An 18,023-nucleotide genomic window follows, 5' to 3' on the forward strand; every position below is an offset into this window, starting at 1 on the left:
CGCCCGTCCTTTTTGGACGGGCGGGACGCCCATCCCACAAACTTGTGGAAGTTATTTAATTCTCATTCCATAGTGATTCATCCGCTACCATTATCCCTCGATGTACTGAGTAACAACACTTCGTCTTGCCGATGAATCGGGCCCCAATTTCCGAAATCGAAGGGACAAGGAACCAGGAACAAGGAATTTTTTTTAATTTTCCCAGCAAGAAAAATTATTTAATTCGGCCGAATGCTTTCTACATAAGAGCCTTCAACCTTTATTTGACGATCGCTCTAAAGTTAGATAAAATAATTCATATTTTATGGTTAGCAGCTTTGAGAAAATTTTAAGCAGCTTTGTATAGCGAGCAACAATATCACTAGAGTGTTTATTGTTACCTTGAATACGTAGAAACCAAATAATTGGAGGGAGCGAGAAATTGGAAGTTTTTGAACGAGCACAACTGCAAACGCCCTCAACCCGAATGGCTGCTGTCCAGTCTTTTTCCAAAAAAGCGAGTATTGCAGTAATGGCGATCGGCTGTACAGTCCTTTTGGGGTGGATATTCGATCTGCCACTCTTAAAAAGCATTCTGCCCGGACTCGTGACGATGAAAGCCAATACTGCGGTGTGCTTTATTTTGGGCGGGTTTTCTCTATTCATCCAACAGCGGCGGCGGCCAGAATTAACAGCAAGAAAGTATCAAAAAAAGCATAAATCTTTAATTTTTGGATGTTCATTTTTAATTATATTAATTAGCCTATTAACCCTCGTTCAATATAGCTTTAATTTAGACTTAGGTATCGACCAACTGCTATTTAAAGAAAGTTACACCTTGACAACCCCCGGAACACCAGGACGCATGGCACCGAATACTGCTGGTGCTTTTTTATTGCTGGGAACAGCGCTGCTGCTGCTGTCAGAACGTCGGCCTAAATACTTGCGGATTCAAATCTTAAGCTGTTGTGCATTTTTAATTGCATTTACGGGTTTGATAGGCTATTTCTACGACAAAGCTTTATTTTACCAAATTGGCAAAAATACCGGCATGGCTTTGCACACTGCCGCAGCATTTATGTTGCTGAGCTTCGGCATTTTATTTGCCAGTCCAGAGCGAGGATTGATTGCAGTAATGACGAGCGATCGCGCGGGCGGCATCATGGCGAGGCGCTTGTTGCCACGGGCAATCATTATCCCGCCTTTAGTCGGTTATTTCATCCTCTTGGGAGATCGGTTACAAGCCTACACGCCGGAGGTAGGGATATCGCTGTTAAGTGTATTGAACGTGATTATTTTTACAGTTCTGATTTGGCAGAATGCAAAAACTCTCTGCAGCGCAGACCGGAAGCGCTATCGAGCGGAACTGGGACTGAGGAAAGCTAAATTAGACTTAGAAAATCAAGTTGAAAAACGGACTCTCCAACTGCAAATCGCCAACGAGCAATTGCAGCAGCAAATTTTCGACTCTCAAACAACAAAGCAGGCGCTTCAAAAAAACTATAACCTGTTGATGGCAGTCATCAACAGTACGCCAGCCGCCCTATTTGTCAAAGATATTCATGGCCGTTACCTAATGCTTAATGCTGCAGGAGCAAGTATAATTGGCAAGTCTGTAGACGACATTATCGGCAGAGATGACAGCGAGTTATTTCCGCCGGAAATTGCGGGCAATATTATAAAAACCGATCGCCCAATCATGGCAGCGGGAACAACGGAAGCAATTGAAGAAGAGCTGCCAGTCAAAGGCAATTTGAGGATATTTCTTTCTACAAAAAGTGCTTACCGGGACGGGTTAGGAAAGATCAGCGGTATAGTTAGCATCGCGCGGGATATTACTGAGAGCAAACAAGCCGAAATCGCCAACAGAAGTCTGGCAGCAATTCTGGAAGCGACCCCGGATTTTGTAGGTATCTCCAACCTCGAAGGACGCCCGATTTACATCAACAAAGCAGGCCGAAAAATGGTGGGTATAGACGAAAACGAAGATATATCCAACCGACAAGTTGCAGAATTCACGCCAGCGTCAGGCCGCAGCAATTTGAATCAAGCGATCGCCACCGCTATTTCCGAGGGCTTTTGGAGTGGAGAAACAGCCTTCGTGTCAGGAACGGGACTCGAAATTCCCATCAGCCAAGTTATCATCTCCCACTCCGCACCGGACGGCAAACTCGCATACATTTCGACGATCGCCCGCGACATCAGCGATCGCAAACAAGCTGAACAGGCGCTGCAACTGTCTCAAGCTCGTTTCGCCGGCATTTTAGAAATTGCCGAGGACGCGATTATTTCTGTGGATGCTGACCAAAAAATTATCCTGTTCAACCAAGGTGCAGAACGGATTTTCGGGTGGAGTGCAGCAGAGGCGATCGGGCAATCCCTGAGCCTGCTGTTGCCCGAAGCTTTTGCCACGCATCACAGTCACCTCGTCAGCAATTTCGGCGACAACGTTCAACAAGCCCGAAAAATGGGCAACCGCAAAGAAATTTTCGCCCGCCGCCGAGATGGTACGGAATTTCCCGCCGAAGTTTCTATTTCCAAACTCGAAGTTGCAGGCGAAATCATATTCACAACTATTTTGCGCGACGTGACAGCCAGCCGAGAAGCCGAAGAATCTGTGCGTCTGAGCGAGGAAAGATACCGATCGCTGGCAATGGCGACCGCACAGATGGTTTGGACGACCAACGCTAGCGGAATCTTCGACAAGCCTCAGCCTGATTGGATAGCTTATACGGGCATGAGTTGGAAAGAGAAGGACAACTGGATAGAAGCAGTGCACCCAGAAGACCGCGATCGCACAATTCAAGCTTGGATGGGGGCCATAGAAACAAAAAGTCTCTACGAAGTCGAGCACCGCTTGCGGGCCGCCGACGGCAGCTACAGACACTTCTGGGTGCGGGGCGTCCCCCTTTTGGCAGCCGACGGCAGCATTCGCGAATGGGTGGGAACTCACACCGACATTAGCGATCGAGTCCAAGTTTTGGAAGCACTCAAGCAGTCCGAGGGACAGTATCGATCGCAAGCAGCCGAGCTCGAAAAAGCTGTCCACGAGTTGCACCAAACTCAAACTCAACTAATCCAAACCGAAAAAATCTCTTCTCTCGGCCAGCTAGTCGCCGGCGTCGCCCACGAAATTAACAATCCGATTAACTTCATCTACGGCAACATCACCCACGCCACCCAATACGCCACAGACTTACTCAGTTTGCTCCACCTTTACCAGGAAAAATACCCAAATCCCGTCCCAGAAATTGTAGAAGCAGCCGAAGATATTGAAGTTGATTACTTAATGGAAGACTTTACAAAGATTTTGGAATCAATGAAAGTAGGAGCCGATCGCATCCGCGACTTAGTTGTATCCTTACGCAACTTTTCCCGACTCGACGAATCGCAGATGAAGCGAGTAGATATTCACGAAGGAATCGAAAGCACTTTGCTAATTTTGCAGCACCGGATTAAAGCTAATGTACTTCGTCCCGCTATTGAGATTATCAAAGAATACGGCAATTTTCCAAAAGTCGAGTGCTATGTAGGTCAGCTCAATCAAGTATTTATGAATCTTTTAGGAAATGCGATCGACGCCCTCGAAGAGTACAACAGCACTCATTCTTCAAAAGAAATATATTGTCACCCCAACCGAATTCGGATTAGCACCAGTGCGAACTCAGAAACAGTAACAATTCGGATTGCCGACAACGGGATGGGAATCAATCAAGAAGTTATTGGCAAGTTGTTCGACCCATTTTTTACTACTAAACCTGTCGGCAAAGGCACAGGCTTGGGACTGTCAATCAGCTATCAGATTATAGTTGAAAAACACCGAGGCAAATTGCAGTGTATTTCCACGCATGGGGAAGGTGCAGAGTTTGTCATCGAGATTCCCATTTGCCAAAAAGTATCGCCTCTAGTCACAGGAAATAATCAATTAGCAGCAGTTGGTAGTTAATTGTTAGTTGCGATCGGTGGCATCGGAATTAATATTACCCGAAATCAGGAAACGGCAGTGCCGTTTCCCTACAATTATATCATTCCGAAGCTAGCGGATTTGATATAACCGGGCGGTTGGAAACCGCGTCTACACAAACGATGTCCGCCTCCGCGGACGAAGAAATATCGAATTTGAGATAAATGTGCGATGACTTACGCCCCGCTACGCTACGACTCTTCAACCCGCGGAGGCGGGTTTTGTCTGTGTAGACGCGGTTTCAACCGCCGGGGTTTTTGGGTTGATGGCCGATGGGATTTTTGGGTTGATGGGCGATCGAATTTGAGAGAAATGTGCGATGGGATTTGATATCATTCCGGCACAGCCAGAATTGATATGACATAAGCTCTGCCTCAAGATCGCCCAAAACCGCAATAATTCTTTACAATAAAATAGTAAATATGATTATTCACTTAAATAAATCCCTTGAAAATGCCTGTAAACCAACTTTCTCCAACCACAGCTTCCACGGAAACACAGACACTCGACTTTGATATAGCCATCGTCGGAGGCGGCATAGTCGGGGCCACATTAGCCAGCGCCTTAAAAGATTCCGGCTTAAAAATCGCTATAATTGAAACCCAACTCCCCGCCGTCGCCGCAGCCAAAAAACAAGCCTATGCAATCACCCTGCTATCAGGAATGATCTTAGAAGGTATCGGCGTGTGGCAGCAAATCTTGCCGCAAATCACCACCTTCGAGCAAATTAGCCTCTGCGACGGCGACTATCCCGGTGTAGTCGAATTCCACCGCCCGGATTTGGGAAATACTGGCAAATTGCCCGTACCAAAAACAGCTTTAGGTTACGTTGGCGAGCACCGAGTCATGCTGTCAGCTTTGCAAGAATCTTTGGCAAAAAACCCGAATTTTAGTTGGGTTTGTCCGGCGGAAGTAGTCGAGGTAAAATATTTAACCGATTGCGCGGAAATAGAAGTCAAACAAAACGGCGAAACTCGGACTATTCGCACCAAATTATTAGTCGCCGCCGACGGTTCGCGATCGCGCATCCGCACCGAAGCCAACATCAGCACTCGCGGCTGGAAATACTGGCAATCCTGCGTTGCTATCACTATTAAAGCAGAAAAACCGCACAATGATATCGCTTTTGAGCGCTTTTGGCCGAGCGGCCCGATGGGAGTCTTACCATTACCTGGGAACCGCTGTCAAGTAGTTTGGACAGCACCCCACGCGGAAGCAAAAGCTTTGCAGTCAATGGACGAAAAAGAATTTTTGACTTTGTTGGAACAGCGCACGGGCGGGCTTTTAGGGCGTTTAGAATTGGAGAGCGATCGCTTTTTGTTTCCGGTGCAGTTAATGCAGAGCGATCGCTACGTTTTGCCCAGATTAGCACTAATTGGCGACGCGGCCCACTGCTGCCATCCCGTCGGCGGCCAGGGATTGAATATGGGCATTCGAGACGCAGGGGCGATCGCCCAAATCTTGCAGCAAGCGCACCAAAAAGGCGAAGATATCGGCGATTTGCGAGTATTGAAACGGTATCACAACTGGCGCAAAAAAGAGAATTTAATCGTGTTAGGATTTACCGATTTTCTAGACAGATTATTTTCCAATACTTGGCTGCCAATTGTAGCATTTCGCCGCTTTGGATTGTGGTGTTTGCGGACAATTCCCCCAGTGAGGTTTTTAGCCTTACGCTTGATGACAGGCTTGATGGGGCGGCCGCCGGAATTAGCGCAAAATTAGGTTTGTACACCCACCCACCATCAAAGAAACCGGGTTTTTTCCAAATCTTTGCACTGTCACCAATTCTGTCGCAAAAACCCGGTTTCTGGCCACCCGTGGTTCCAAGACTAAACTAAATTTATCGATGAATGGTATATAATTAAGATAGAACAGAGCTATGAGTGGAATTGACCGTGAAATTACTCTAGAAACTCGAACCAGTCTCATTGATAAACATCTCCCCGGAACCCAAAAAGCCCAAAGTGAATTTGAAAACGAAGGAATCGTCCATCTCTTTAATGATAGAGAAACAATGGAAAGAGTGGCCGCAGAAATTAAGCTAAGAGGGGAACGCACAGGAGAGGACGATGTAGAGGATAATTATGAACGCTATGGATTGTACTTTTCAGAACCCATTGGTTATATACTGAAAGCAGACGGGACTCAGATACCACTAAATTACGGTGAAATAAAGATTAAAAAAACTACAGGTAAATACCATGTCATACCTCGCACAAGACCCCGCACAAGCTACTAAAATTAGTCAAGAATCAGAGCAAGAGACTGATTGGGAGTTTGCGGAAATCTGGGCCGATACTCTGATATCTCCGCCTTATATCCTGATGTTAGTCAAGGAAATTTCAGGAAAATTTTGCATCCACAACCCGGCACAAAATTATAAAGTTATTTTTTCTAGTGACAATTACGAAGCGGCTAAAATGTGGCTGCTAGAGGATGAATATGAGCGTTTGAATAGTCGCATTTTACGAGAAGTATAAAATAAAGTGGTGTCGCCACATCCGCCAGGGGTTCAAACCCCTGGCTAATAGCGAAAGTCGGTTGAAACCGACTGAAAATCCGAGATAAAAATGAAAAACTCTTTAGTCCTCATAGCGAGGACTTTTGCTATGAGACAGGGGTTTCAACCCCTGGCGGACTATCGGGCTAACCGAGGTTTCTGGCCACTCGCACCATCAAATAAACCGGGTTTTTTCCTCAATCTTTGCAATGTTACGAAGTTGGTCGCAAAAACGCGGTACAATGATCGACTCAGCTCAAACCCAGCCCTGACGGCAATAGAAAAACTATGCAGCCCGAACAAGAACAAGAAATTCTCAACCTGCGCGATCGCCAATTAACGCCCAAACAAATTGCCCGAAAGTTAGGATTGAAAGCATCCGAAGTCAGTACCTTTCTTCAATTTCATGCAGAACAAACAGCCCTCGCTAGCGCCGAAAAAGGAGAGTTATTGCCCGTTGCTCAATGTCTCGTGGATGTAAATTTTGCGAAGGTATTGTTGGGGAATGAAACCTCGGAAACGAGCGGTTTGGGTTTAGTGGTGGTGACTCGTTCCAAGGGATACAATCGTTTTGTTACAGCCTCTTATTTGATCGACTACTGGTGTTTGGGAGTTAAGGATGTCATCCCGCCACGTAACTGCAACGATAGCCAATATAAAAATCTCGTTGAGAATTCTTACTCGCCGTTTCTGGGATACGAAGAGATTAGTTTAGAACAAGCACAAGCCCTGGTTTGGGGTGCGATCGCCTATGCCAAAACATTAGGCTTTGAACCGCACCGCGATTTCGAGCAGTCGAAGGCTCATTTAGGAGAATCAACCAGCGAAATTGGCTTAAAATTCGGTCGCAATGGAAAACCTTGTTATATTGAAGGGCCTCACGATAATACAAGGAAAATTATCAATACGCTTAAAAACTCTGTGGGAGAGGGTAATTTCGATTACTTGTTCGGGATGGGGTAGAAATTGATACGGTTCAGTTAATCCCTAAGAGGTATGAAATCAGCGCTTATCTTGCTACACCTGTTGGCAGAGAACTTCTTGTCAGGACTGTTTGGCAGATAGATACCTATACAGATGTTCCTCGATTGATTACCTTGATTCCTGATTAATTTTAAATATCTTGGTTGCCAAAGCGATATGAAATATCAACATCAGGTTCATGGGGAAGAATAATTTAGTTTTATACTAATTTGTTCGTGTCCCTTAGTTGGGTCAAAGTCTAAATAAACGATATCGCCTCGACTCGGAATGTAGGGATTTGATTGTGGCACCAAACTTCGTTCCCCACAGCAACTCCACTATCAATCTCATTATGAAGATTCTCTGGGGTAATCGCTTCAACTAACTCCTCAAGGGAATATCGCCGACGAGTTATCGGCTCGATCGTCAGCCTACCATCTATCAACACAAGCTGCACTTGGGAACCTTCAGCTAAGTTAATCTCTTTAGCTAAATGCTGTGGAATCCGAACAGCAAGACTGTTTCCCCACTTGGCGATCGTCCCAACCATAGCCTAATCCTCTAGCTAATGATACTACTCTGAGGACTTCACCCTTTTTTTGAGGATGTATATACAGAGTGTCTACAGTATAGCAACTAATAGTAAAGAAACCGGGTTTTTACGATTTTTGCCGACAGTAACGAAGTATCTCGAAAAAACGCGGTTTCTGGCCACCCACCCATCAAAATCAATAGCCGTTGTTTTTTCGTTGGGTTTACGTTAGGATATAGTAAAGAGGTGAAACTATGCAGATTACAAATAAAAAATTTAGGTTGCGAAGCGGTGCAAATTGGACATCGTTTGAGAAGTTTCGTTTGCAGGGCGCAGAAGCACTCAGTTCGATCGCCAATGGTGTCATTGCTACTCTCCAGACAAAAACAGGACAGTACCGCATTATTGAGGAACGTGACTTTCAAGCAATGTATGGACTAGCCCGTGATGTCGATCGGCTAAGGGGAGGATTGCGTGTCGTCATCTTGGCTGTGCGGGCAGCACAAAAACACCCCGATCCAGAGAATCTGAATCTACTTGCTGAAGCAGTTGCTATGCTGGGAGATATGCCTGAGCTTCCTACCCGCAATAGCTTCGATGAATTAGTTCCAGAGAATTTCGACTTGGATGAGGATGATGAAGTGATGCTCGATCCCGATCAAATTGAGCGTCCTTTGCAATCTGAAAGTGCGATCGATCTTGATGGAACATTTTAGAGGGTGTGAGGGAAAGTGAGCGATTTTTCAGATGAGGAGATTTACCGAGAGATTGGTGCGATCGTCAGCCAGTACGATATCCTTAAATGCGATCTGTGTGCCAAAGCCGTGTTAAAATGGCTGGCAGAAAATGGAATTGCCGGTAAGTTACTTAAGCTCAAAACTAAGTATAGAGAAGAATTTATCTTAAGTACACGCTTAGAAAGGTGGGGTGGAACAAATGAGTCTATTACCACGAATGGCACTCACTACGGAGTTGAAGTACGTGGGCGAGTTTTTGATAATTTGTCAACAGAGGGACTGTCTAGAGAAGATTGGGTGAATGATTTTTCCTGTCGTAGAGGAGAGTTTATAGTTGAAGAATTAGACAGTTTCTAAAAGTGTTTATGGTTGAAAAAAGGAGAGTATTTAGATGAGCGGACTTTTTGAGATATTGAGTAAAATCCATAAAAAACCAGGAATGTATATCGGACGGGCTTCGGCAACCGATCTTTTTATGTTTATAGTCGGTTATAGAACGGCTAGAGAAGAGTTGGGATTTGAACCAACAGAAAAGGAAATGGAATTTTATGGCGACTTTCAACCCTGGTTGCAAAAGCGATATGAAGTATCAACATCAGGTTCATGGGCAAGAATAATCGAGTTTTATACTAACAATGAAGAACGAGCCTTTTATCGTTTTTATGAGTTGCTTGATGAGTTTTTGCAGCGAGATAGCCATTCAGAAGTAACGCAAGTTAAGGAAACAGTCGGTAATTTAACAACTGGATAGTGAATCGTGAAATACCGTATATCCGCCATCATCTGTGGTTCAAAATCAAAGAAACCGGGTTTTTGACCTCCGCGCTGTCGCCCACAACCGCCAGGGGTTGAAACCCCTGGCTAATAGCGAAAGTCGGTTGAAACCGACTGACAAGCTGAGATAAAAATGAAAAACTCTTTAGTCCTCATAGCGAGGACTTTCGCTATGAGACAGGGGTTTCAACCCCTGGCTGGCGGACTATCGGGCTAACCGAGGTTTCTGGCCACTCGCACGATCGAAGAAACCGGGTTTTTTCCTGAATATTTGCACTGTTAGGAAGTATGCTGGCAAAAACCCGGTTTCTGGGCGCTCGCACAATCTAAGAAACCGGGTTTTTCCCCAAATTTTTGCACTTTTTTAAGCTGAAATATGGGGTTTCCATTCGTTACGGATAGCTTGTACTAACAGCCCTTCGCCGTTCCGCACTATTCCCCGGCGGCGATTTTCCTCAACTACAGCGATCGCATCTCTAACTACTTCAACATTGTTACTTAGAATCAAAGTCTTTAGCCAAGGGTTAAGATGAAATCCAGCCATTTCCACTTCCTCCAAAATTGTATTAGACATAACTTTAAAAGTCGATGGTAGAGCTTTCGGAGAATTGGGGACAGTTTCAGCTAATGCCAGCAGGCGATCTAGATGTGCTATGCCATAAGTATCAGCAAATTCTTTAGCTGTCTGGATGTACTCAATTAGTTGTGTCATGTTTATCTCCTGACTTTTTCAAAGTTTGCGGTGGAAGGCTTACCACTAAATAACAGCTTATAAGCTACTTTCAAAAATGTCGCAGAAAATTATTTCCGGTATATGAAAAAGAATCGGAAAATTTTTTCCGATGTTTGGCTCAACCGGAAAAATATTCCTATTATGCGCTAGTGATGGTAAACTCAACAAGAGGGAGACCAAGTTCTGAGAGGGGTTGGCATGACTGAGACTGTTAACTTATGGCAAAGCTTTTTAATATTAAAGATAGTTACTGATTATGGTTTGAGCCGGACACACAAAGCTATTCTTCTCGCTAGGTTTCCCGATGAAAATACGGTAAAGAGTAACAAAGAGGTTGCAGAGGAAGCGTTCGCAGAAGAAAATTCTAACCTTCCGAGCAACCCTGAGACTGTTCAGCGGCAAATGTGCACGATATATAAGCTTTTCTGCCCAAAAGAAAACGGGGAAGGTTTTTTGGGTTGTAACGACAGAAGTAGTCCGGTGAAAGATGCTGCATTTCGAGATTGGCTGAAACCGCAGTATGAAAAATGGCGATCAAGTCAAGGGAGTGCATTCAGTACAGGCGATCGCACCCCTGCTATTTCTTGTAACCCTTTTATTCATCAGACTGGTAGAGTTGACGACCCGCAACTATTTTTTGGCAGAGAGCGGGAAATTAGGCGAGTATTGGAGGTTCTTAACAGCAATGTCAGTGTAGCTTTGATAGGAGAGGAAGGCATCGGGAAATCTTCTCTGCTATGGGCTATTTGTCAACAGGCTGAAAATCTCCTATTCTCGCCACGGCAGCCAATTTACTTAGACCTAAATGGAGTCCGAGATGAAGATGACTTCTACACAGCTTTGTGCGAAGAAGTTGGCATCCATAAAAACCAGGGAACTCTCCTGACTCGTGATTTAAAAAAATATAAATTGCTACTAGCTATAGATAATGTCGGAAAGATGAGTTGTGAAGGTTTTACTCCTCATCTGCGAGGTTACTTGCGGGGTTTAGCTGAGGGGCAAAATTCACCTTTGAAACTAATTGTAGCTGCTAGCAAACCCCTGGATAAATTCTTTAATGACAGTCAGGATGAAGTGAACACATCTCCGTTTTCAGGTATTTTTCAACAAGAAAATATTAAGCCTTGGGATGCACCAATTGCCAGTGCCTTTATTAAAGCTCGTCTTGCTGTGACTTCGGTGCGTTTTACCGAAGAGGAAATAAGCCAGCTAGTACAAGAAAGTGGCGGTCATCCACGACGACTGATGCAGTTGTGCTCTCAAAATTATGCGCGATATGTGGAGGATGTAAAATGAGCGATCGCAACACCGACGTTCCCCGTTTAGACTTAGCTCCTAAATTAAAGCAACCTCTTTCATTATCAAAACCGCTCGATTACTTGCGATTGTTATACTGGGTGTTTTTCTTTCCCCAAGCCTTGCGGTGGTACGTCTACAATAGAGTATCTATTTCAGAACGCTACAAAAATCCTAAAAAAGATTCAGGATTATTTCTTAATCCCATAATAACTGGGTTACTTATACAAGTAATGGTAGTCATATTCCTTACACTATTGACTTGGAGTGTAATTCTTACATTGATTAATTGTTCAGTAGATGCGGAATATATATCAGTCAGCTTTTTCGTTACTATTTTGTTGTGTCTCATAACCTTGGCATCTGTACTAATTGAAAAAGATATATTTTTGTCAGAATTTAAGTCACGAACAGCCAAATATCTAACAATAATCATTTTTTTAAGCTTGAATTGTAATCTGGCAATTTTTACTGTCAGTGCTATAAAAGAAGCCTCTACTAACCTTGGACTTATCGGGATTTTAGGTATATTAGCAGGTATGTGGTTGGGTGTAGGAGGTATTGCGACACTAGCCATTTTAGAGGTGAATGACTTAGCTATTATATTAGTTATTGGTGGAGTGTTATTAATGTCATTAATGCTTTGCTTGTATCTGCCAATTGAGTTCAAAGTTACAGATGTTTTTGTCTTTCTAAAAAGCCTGTTAGTTCGCGCATTTTTTTTTCTCAGTTGTGTAATTGGTTCATTTATCGGATTGCTGCGCCCAGATAACTGGTTTTTTACATTACCAATAAGCCAAACATTATTTAAAATAGAACTTACGCACAGAGCTAAAGAAAACAGCAGCCCAAGGGTTTTGAGTAATCAGTTTGGTTCCCGATATTCTGGATATTCAGATTTTCTGATTTCTTCATCTCCCCATCTTCCCCTGTCTCAAGAATTGCCATCTGATTATGTCTTTGAAATGCGTAAGTCCTATAGAAATCATCTAGGCTTGCTGTTTCCTCGTGTAACTGTCCTGCCTAATCCCTATCTCACAGAGCAATTAAAAGAATGGCTACGACAAGATTGGGAGACAGGAATACACAATGCTTATGAAATTTATACTTATACTCTCCAGTTCATTCCTGTAATTCAAGCTTTAAACCAAGTTCTTGCTGAAGAACCAGAGCAAGTCGTCGATCGTATAGCACATTTAACAGATCATCCTTACAAATGGGAATTGGTGCGCTTTATTTCAGGTTCTATCTATACAAATTTTATTCAATTTGATCCTCCTTCTTGTGCTGTTGCCCGTGGTTTCTTGAATTTACATAAGCAGTGGCCATACGATGCAATGAAAGCCTTTGAAACAGTCAGAAATCTACATTATGGAGAAGAAATGTGGAGAATAAGTCTAATTATGTTCATATATCAGGATACTATGAAATTGAAGGATATTGCTGCGTTATCTCTATATAGAGTCCCTGAAAAACCTTGGCTGCGTTCGGATATTTGGAAAGCTATCTTTAGTTTGTATGAGATTATAGGGGATATTCAATTTATTCAGAATAGTTCGTCTCGTTCTGCCAGAGCCTCCGCTCTTAGCCATGCTTTAGGAGAACTCAAAAACTTGCGAGATAGAGCTGATGCTGTACCTCAACCAGAGCGAGAAATAGTTAGAAAAATAGCGTGGAATTGGTCGAAAGCGATATTAGATGTAGCTAGTGAGGTTGGGAACGTTTCTATTACTGAGCGAGTGCGTAATCCCTACGTGGTTGGCGACCCTGTTGAGGGGAACCTGTTTGTTGGACGAGAGGATATACTCAAACAGCTCAAAGAAGTGTGGATATTGAGTAAGCAACTTCAGTCTGTGGTTATCTACGGTCATCGACGCATGGGCAAAACTTCTATTCTGCTTAACGCTGCTAAGTCCCTAGGGTCACAGGTAAAAGTAGCCTATGTCAATCTATTGCGATTGGGAAATATTCCTCAAGGAGTTGGAGAGGTGTTGATGGCAATTAGCGATCAAATTTCTGATGCTGTCAACATTCCACCTCCTGCCGATGAGGATTTGCTGAATCTTCCCTACCGTACTTTTGAGCGCTATTTGAAACAAGTAGAGGCAAATCTGAGTGAAACGGGTTTGATTATTGCTTTAGATGAGTTTGAGAAGATTGAAAAACTGATTGAGAATGGAAAAATTGACACTGACTTTATGGAGGTTCTGCGCGGGATGGTACAAATGAGTCCTAAAATAGCTTTTGCCTTGGCTGGTTTGCATACTTTAGACGAGATGACTGGGGATTACTCTCACCCTTTCTTTGCTAGCTTTATTAATATCAAGGTTAGCTTCATGGAAAGTGCAGCTACCCGCCAGATTCTTACTAATCCAAATAAAGATTTCCTTCTTGACTACGCGCCCGAAGCCTTATCTACAATCTATGGTTTGACTACTGGACAGCCTTATTTAGTTCAGCTAGTGGGATTTCAGCTAGTTCGCCGCTACAATGACCAAGTTTTTGAGAATGGAAATTCTCGCGATCCGGTCTTTACAGTAGAAGATGTGAGGGCAGTTATTAATGACCCTGAATTCTTTCAGCGGGGACGCTACTACTTCGATGGCGTTTGGGGTCAGGGGGCGCAGGATGCTCCCGGACAGCAAGAGGTATTAAGAGCGATCGCACCTCACCCAGAAGGACTCGATATCAACACGCTAGCTGAAATTACTGGCATGAACGAGACAAATTTACAGCAAGCACTTAACTCTTTGATACGTCACGATGTAGTTTGGGAAAGGGATGGCAAGTGGCGAATTATTGTCGAACTATTTCGCCATTGGGTGCTGTCGATAAATGTATAGTGTGCTTGCATAAGTCCTGATTAGGTTCGCCACTGATTAAGCCAGCGAACTTGCCCTTTCCAGTCAGCAGCTTGTGTTTCTGAAAGCAGGCGATCGAGCGAAGCAATTAGACTAGATAATGTCCAACTGTTTTGAGCCGCCAAAATGATGCCACCATGTTCGGGATAACGCTGAGCTAAAACCTGAAAGTCCCGGATATTAAACGTAAAAATACACCGCCCTCGCGCTGTTGCTTCTAGCAATTGAGCCTCATCGCTAGCATCTAAAGCCATCCACTCAGTCGGTGTCCGAGTGACATCGTGACTGCGAGATAAAAGGGCGGCTTGCAAAGCTTTAATAGAGGTATCGGCATCTAGATGCAATAGCGGTTTAGACATTAGCAGCTTCGATAATTTGCTCAGCCGCAATAGATGCGTCTATTTCTTGATAGTGAGCCGCATAAAAAGCGAGAACATCGTTCACTTGAGCTTCACTTAAGTCATACTCAGTGGCAATTTGGTTGGGAGAAAAACCCCATTTCTGCGCTGCGATGACTACTGTTTGCACCCGCAACCGAGTGCCGCGCAAAACGGGAACGAGTTCGCCGCTAGCGCCGCGCACATAGGTGATTTCAGGAAAAGCCGGATCGTCATTCCGCTGGTTGAGGGTAGCGACTTTTTCGGCTACAGCCCAGAGGATAAACTGATCGAACGAAATGCCTTGGAGTGTTGCCAATTTTTCAGCTTCTTGCTGTAACTGAACGGGTAAGTTTAAGGCGTAGGATGTCATCGATCTAACTTCCGTTTGCTAATATAATTTCATCGGTTCATTCTTTAACAACTTCCATCAACTCCTCAATCAAAACATCGAGGGTGCGAGCTATCTTTTGAATGGATGTGATATCAACCGTTGCTAGTCCTTCCGATCGCGCATAGTGCCTGACTGTGCTGTACGGAACCTCCGATCGATCGGCAACATCCTTTAGCGTCCATCCTTTTTCGTCAGCCAACTCTCGGATTCGGAACCTAACTAACCCTATTCTACTTGACAAACGATAAGTATCTATGTTTCTAATTCAAACACAATAGTCGATCGACAGTTAAACAGTATTTTGTATGGTGCGGATCTGTCAGAAGTCCGCGCGTGCGAAGCTATCCCGTAGGGAATCGCACTTAAAGATATCTGATGAATCCGCACCCGAGGTACTCGCGCACAATCAAAGAAACCGGGTTTTTTCCCAAATCTTCCCACCGTAACAAAGTATCTCGCAAAAACCCGGTTTCTGCCCACCCACCCATCAAATACAAAACAACTGCCGACAGCCAAAACTGTCAACAGTTGTTTTATATATTCTATGCGGATGGCGAGACTCGAACTCGCAAGGACATAATGCCACACGCACCTCAAGCGTGCGCGTATACCAATTCCGCCACATCCGCTCTTTCTGGCAATCTCCGGGATTTTTGCGTTACGAGTTAAAGATTCACAGGTTGAGGTTCCTGACATTTAACTTGTGACTTGCCCTTTGACACCGCCGATTTACAATCATAGCACCACTACCAGCAAAATGTAAAATAAATTTTTGTGAACAATTTCTGCAAAACGATTATCCAGAACATACCGAAAGGCATTATTGTACAGAATATTGAGTGAATTAAGCAGCGAAGATGGGGTTCTCGAAAATTTTAATCGCTAATCGGGGAGAAATAGCTCTCCGCATATTGCGGACCTGCGAGGAAATGGGGATTGCCACGGTCGCCGTACACTCCACCGTAGATAAACACGCCCTGCACGTCCAGTTGGCAGACGAAGCCGTTTGCATCGGCCCCCCCACCAGCAGCAAAAGCTATTTAAACATCCCCAACATCATCGCGGCTGCCCTGACACGCAATGCCGCAGCCATTCACCCCGGTTACGGCTTCCTCGCCGAAAACGCCCGATTTGCCGAAATCTGCGCCGACCATCAAATTACCTTCATCGGGCCGTCTCCGGCAGCAATGCGGGCGATGGGCGACAAATCCACCGCCAAAGAAACCATGCAGCGGGTGAAAGTCCCCACAGTTCCCGGTAGCGACGGATTGCTGGCGGACGATCGCGAAGCTTTGTCGATCGCCCGCGAAATCGGCTATCCTGTGATGATCAAAGCCACCGCCGGCGGTGGAGGCCGCGGGATGAGGCTAGTTAGAGAACCCTCGGAACTCCCCAAACTATTCTCAGCAGCCCAAGGCGAAGCCGACGCAGCCTTCGGCAACCCCGGACTTTACCTCGAAAAATTCATCGAAAAACCCCGGCACATCGAAATCCAAATCCTCGCCGACAACTACGGTAACGTCATCCACCTCGGCGAGAGAGATTGTTCGATTCAGCGGCGACACCAGAAACTCCTCGAAGAAGCCCCCAGCCCCGCCCTCAGCCAGAAACTGCGAGATCAAATGGGTCACGCTGCCATTGCCGCCGCCAAATCCATCAACTACACAGGTGCGGGCACAGTCGAATTTCTGCTTGACAAATCGGGCAAGTTCTACTTTATGGAAATGAACACCCGCATCCAAGTAGAACATCCCGTCACCGAGATGATTACAGGCCTCGACTTGATAGCCGAACAAATCCGCATCGCCCAAGGAGAAAAACTGCAAATCAAGCAAAACCAAGTAATTCTCAACGGCCACGCGATCGAGTGTCGCATCAACGCCGAAGACCCCGATCGCAATTTCCGACCCCACCCCGGCATAATCAGCGGTTATTTGCCTCCCGGTGGCCCCGGCGTGCGGATGGACTCTCACGTCTACACCGATTACGAAATACCCGCTTACTACGATTCTTTAATCGGTAAGGTAATTGTATGGGGGCGCGATCGACCGACAGCCATCCGCAGGATGAAACGGGCATTGCGGGAATGCGCCATCACCGGCGTTCCTACCACCCTGGGCTTTCACCAAAAAATCCTCGATTCCCCCGAGTTTCTCAGCGGCGAAGTTTACACGAATTTCGTCGAACAGTTCTTGAACCAAAACAGTCATTAGTCACTTGGCCGTTGGCAGTTGGCAGTCAACCGCCAACAGTCAACAGTCAACAGTCAACCGCCAACCGCCAACTCCTACATCATCATCGTCAGTAGCCCTTGCTGGCCGAGAATCATTTCTCGCAGCAAGCTACAGATACCGACCCAAATAATCGGCGTAATGTCCACCCCGCCGATCGGCGGTACAATCTTTCTAGTTACGGCTAAAAAAGGTTCCGTGGGCCAAGCAATCAGACTCAACGGCAACTTGCTCAGGTTCACCTCGGGATACCAAGTCAGGACGATCCGAAAAATAAATAGCAAAGTCATCACCACTAGGACAGAGCCCAGAATCCAACTTGCAACGGTAATACCAGTCATGGGTCTTATCTCGAAATTTTAAGTTTTGTTAAGTCTGCTATTCATAATTTTAACCGTTTCACAGGTGCGATCGAAAGTATAAAATTAATAAAAATCAAATTGTTGTAACAAAGGCTTTGAATCTATGACTCCTTCTCTCGCGAACTTTTTGTACAGCCTGCTGGTGGGCGTGACAGTGGTAGTGATTCCAGCAACGATCGCCCTGATCTTCATCAGCCAAAAAGACAAAATCAAGCGCACCTAAAAAGTCAGCGGGTTTCTAAGTCCGGCGCTGCAAGTCAATTTTCGGCTACACGTCGGGCATTTCCCCAATCCGAGAAACCTCAGATGAGAGCAAC

19 protein-coding genes and 1 tRNA gene are annotated in these 18,023 nt (G+C 45.0%); 12 read left to right on the plus strand and 8 right to left on the minus strand.

Annotated features, from left to right (window positions below):
* Window positions 1–421: 421 nt before the first annotated feature.
* On the plus strand, window positions 422–3,925 hold the full coding sequence (locus QUB16_RS09130; RefSeq protein ID WP_333315665.1) for a PAS domain S-box protein: 3,504 nt from the start codon (window positions 422–424) through the stop codon (window positions 3,923–3,925).
* A gap of 259 nt (window positions 3,926–4,184) precedes the next feature.
* Here the strand turns inward: QUB16_RS09130 and QUB16_RS09135 are convergent, their stop codons facing one another.
* Window positions 4,185–4,307: a hypothetical protein gene (locus QUB16_RS09135; RefSeq protein WP_333109292.1), complete on the minus strand. Its 123-nt coding sequence runs from the start codon at window positions 4,305–4,307 to the stop codon at window positions 4,185–4,187.
* An 89-nt stretch (window positions 4,308–4,396) separates the two neighbouring features.
* Here QUB16_RS09135 and QUB16_RS09140 point away from each other — a divergent pair, with 89 nt between their 5' ends.
* The 4 genes from QUB16_RS09140 (at window position 4,397) to QUB16_RS09155 (ending at window position 7,409) form a co-directional block, all read left to right on the plus strand.
* Window positions 4,397–5,668: an FAD-dependent hydroxylase gene (locus QUB16_RS09140; RefSeq protein WP_333315666.1), complete on the plus strand. Its 1,272-nt coding sequence runs from the start codon at window positions 4,397–4,399 to the stop codon at window positions 5,666–5,668.
* A 157-nt stretch (window positions 5,669–5,825) separates the two neighbouring features.
* A complete protein-coding gene (locus QUB16_RS09145) occupies window positions 5,826–6,185 on the plus strand; it encodes a DUF6972 family protein (protein WP_333315667.1) in 360 nt (119 codons plus the stop codon).
* Window positions 6,148–6,426 carry a hypothetical protein gene (locus tag QUB16_RS09150; RefSeq protein ID WP_333315668.1) on the plus strand — a complete coding sequence of 93 codons (279 nt, stop codon included), beginning with the start codon at window positions 6,148–6,150 and terminating at the stop codon, window positions 6,424–6,426. The genes QUB16_RS09145 and QUB16_RS09150 overlap by 38 nt, the downstream gene beginning before the upstream one ends.
* Before the next feature lie 308 nt (window positions 6,427–6,734).
* Entirely contained in the window at window positions 6,735–7,409 is a 675-nt protein-coding gene (locus QUB16_RS09155; protein WP_333315669.1) for a DNA-binding response regulator, read from the plus strand.
* A gap of 259 nt (window positions 7,410–7,668) precedes the next feature.
* Here the strand turns inward: QUB16_RS09155 and QUB16_RS09160 are convergent, their stop codons facing one another.
* A complete protein-coding gene (locus QUB16_RS09160) occupies window positions 7,669–7,959 on the minus strand; it encodes an AbrB/MazE/SpoVT family DNA-binding domain-containing protein (protein ID WP_333315670.1) in 291 nt (96 codons plus the stop codon).
* Between the two features lie 236 nt (window positions 7,960–8,195).
* On the opposite strand from QUB16_RS09160, the gene QUB16_RS09165 reads away from it, so the two are divergent.
* Genes QUB16_RS09165 through QUB16_RS09175 form a run of 3 tightly spaced genes read left to right on the plus strand, consistent with a single transcriptional unit; the run spans window position 8,196 to window position 9,429 of the window.
* Window positions 8,196–8,657 carry a hypothetical protein gene (locus tag QUB16_RS09165; protein WP_333315671.1) on the plus strand — a complete coding sequence of 154 codons (462 nt, stop codon included), beginning with the start codon at window positions 8,196–8,198 and terminating at the stop codon, window positions 8,655–8,657.
* A 15-nt stretch (window positions 8,658–8,672) separates the two neighbouring features.
* Window positions 8,673–9,035 (plus strand): papain fold toxin domain-containing protein, encoded by a 363-nt coding sequence (locus tag QUB16_RS09170; RefSeq protein WP_333315672.1) that lies wholly within the window; start codon window positions 8,673–8,675, stop codon window positions 9,033–9,035.
* Window positions 9,036–9,069: 34 nt separating this feature from the next.
* The gene (locus tag QUB16_RS09175; RefSeq protein ID WP_333315673.1) at window positions 9,070–9,429 is read left to right on the plus strand and encodes a hypothetical protein; all 360 of its coding nucleotides are present in this window, start codon (window positions 9,070–9,072) and stop codon (window positions 9,427–9,429) included.
* 387 nt (window positions 9,430–9,816) lie between these two features.
* On the opposite strand, the gene QUB16_RS09180 is transcribed toward QUB16_RS09175, so the two are convergent.
* Window positions 9,817–10,164: a hypothetical protein gene (locus QUB16_RS09180; protein WP_333315674.1), complete on the minus strand. Its 348-nt coding sequence runs from the start codon at window positions 10,162–10,164 to the stop codon at window positions 9,817–9,819.
* A 219-nt stretch (window positions 10,165–10,383) separates the two neighbouring features.
* Between QUB16_RS09180 and QUB16_RS09185 the strand changes: the two genes are divergently transcribed.
* Together QUB16_RS09185 and QUB16_RS09190 are read left to right on the plus strand one after the other, a co-directional pair.
* Window positions 10,384–11,481 (plus strand): ATP-binding protein, encoded by a 1,098-nt coding sequence (locus QUB16_RS09185; protein WP_333315675.1) that lies wholly within the window; start codon window positions 10,384–10,386, stop codon window positions 11,479–11,481.
* On the plus strand, window positions 11,478–14,324 hold the full coding sequence (locus QUB16_RS09190; protein ID WP_333315676.1) for an ATP-binding protein: 2,847 nt from the start codon (window positions 11,478–11,480) through the stop codon (window positions 14,322–14,324). Before QUB16_RS09185 ends, QUB16_RS09190 begins: the two co-directional genes overlap by 4 nt.
* A gap of 20 nt (window positions 14,325–14,344) precedes the next feature.
* On the opposite strand, the gene QUB16_RS09195 is transcribed toward QUB16_RS09190, so the two are convergent.
* From QUB16_RS09195 to QUB16_RS09210, 4 genes are all read right to left on the minus strand, one after another.
* The gene (locus QUB16_RS09195) at window positions 14,345–14,701 is read right to left on the minus strand and encodes a DUF5615 family PIN-like protein (RefSeq protein ID WP_333127850.1); all 357 of its coding nucleotides are present in this window, start codon (window positions 14,699–14,701) and stop codon (window positions 14,345–14,347) included.
* A complete protein-coding gene (locus QUB16_RS09200) occupies window positions 14,694–15,092 on the minus strand; it encodes a DUF433 domain-containing protein (protein WP_333315677.1) in 399 nt (132 codons plus the stop codon). The genes QUB16_RS09195 and QUB16_RS09200 overlap by 8 nt, the downstream gene beginning before the upstream one ends.
* Window positions 15,093–15,129: 37 nt before the next feature.
* Window positions 15,130–15,342 carry a helix-turn-helix domain-containing protein gene (locus tag QUB16_RS09205; RefSeq protein WP_006634859.1) on the minus strand — a complete coding sequence of 71 codons (213 nt, stop codon included), beginning with the start codon at window positions 15,340–15,342 and terminating at the stop codon, window positions 15,130–15,132.
* A 316-nt stretch (window positions 15,343–15,658) separates the two neighbouring features.
* A tRNA-Leu gene (locus QUB16_RS09210) sits at window positions 15,659–15,742 on the minus strand.
* A gap of 228 nt (window positions 15,743–15,970) precedes the next feature.
* Here QUB16_RS09210 and accC point away from each other — a divergent pair.
* Window positions 15,971–17,326, plus strand: a complete 1,356-nt coding sequence (accC, locus tag QUB16_RS09215; protein WP_333315678.1) for an acetyl-CoA carboxylase biotin carboxylase subunit — start codon at window positions 15,971–15,973, stop codon at window positions 17,324–17,326.
* Window positions 17,327–17,400: 74 nt separating this feature from the next.
* Here accC and QUB16_RS09220 read toward each other — a convergent pair whose 3' ends face one another.
* Window positions 17,401–17,685, minus strand: a complete 285-nt coding sequence (locus QUB16_RS09220; protein WP_006634856.1) for a YggT family protein — start codon at window positions 17,683–17,685, stop codon at window positions 17,401–17,403.
* Between the two features lie 124 nt (window positions 17,686–17,809).
* Here QUB16_RS09220 and psbX point away from each other — a divergent pair, with 124 nt between their 5' ends.
* On the plus strand, window positions 17,810–17,929 hold the full coding sequence (psbX, locus tag QUB16_RS09225) for a photosystem II reaction center X protein (protein ID WP_333041933.1): 120 nt from the start codon (window positions 17,810–17,812) through the stop codon (window positions 17,927–17,929).
* The last annotated feature ends 94 nt before the right edge of the window (window positions 17,930–18,023 follow it).

The organism is Microcoleus sp. D3_18a_C4, assembly GCF_036702415.1.
In the GTDB taxonomy this organism is placed as follows: Bacteria; Cyanobacteriota; Cyanobacteriia; order Cyanobacteriales; family Microcoleaceae; genus Microcoleus.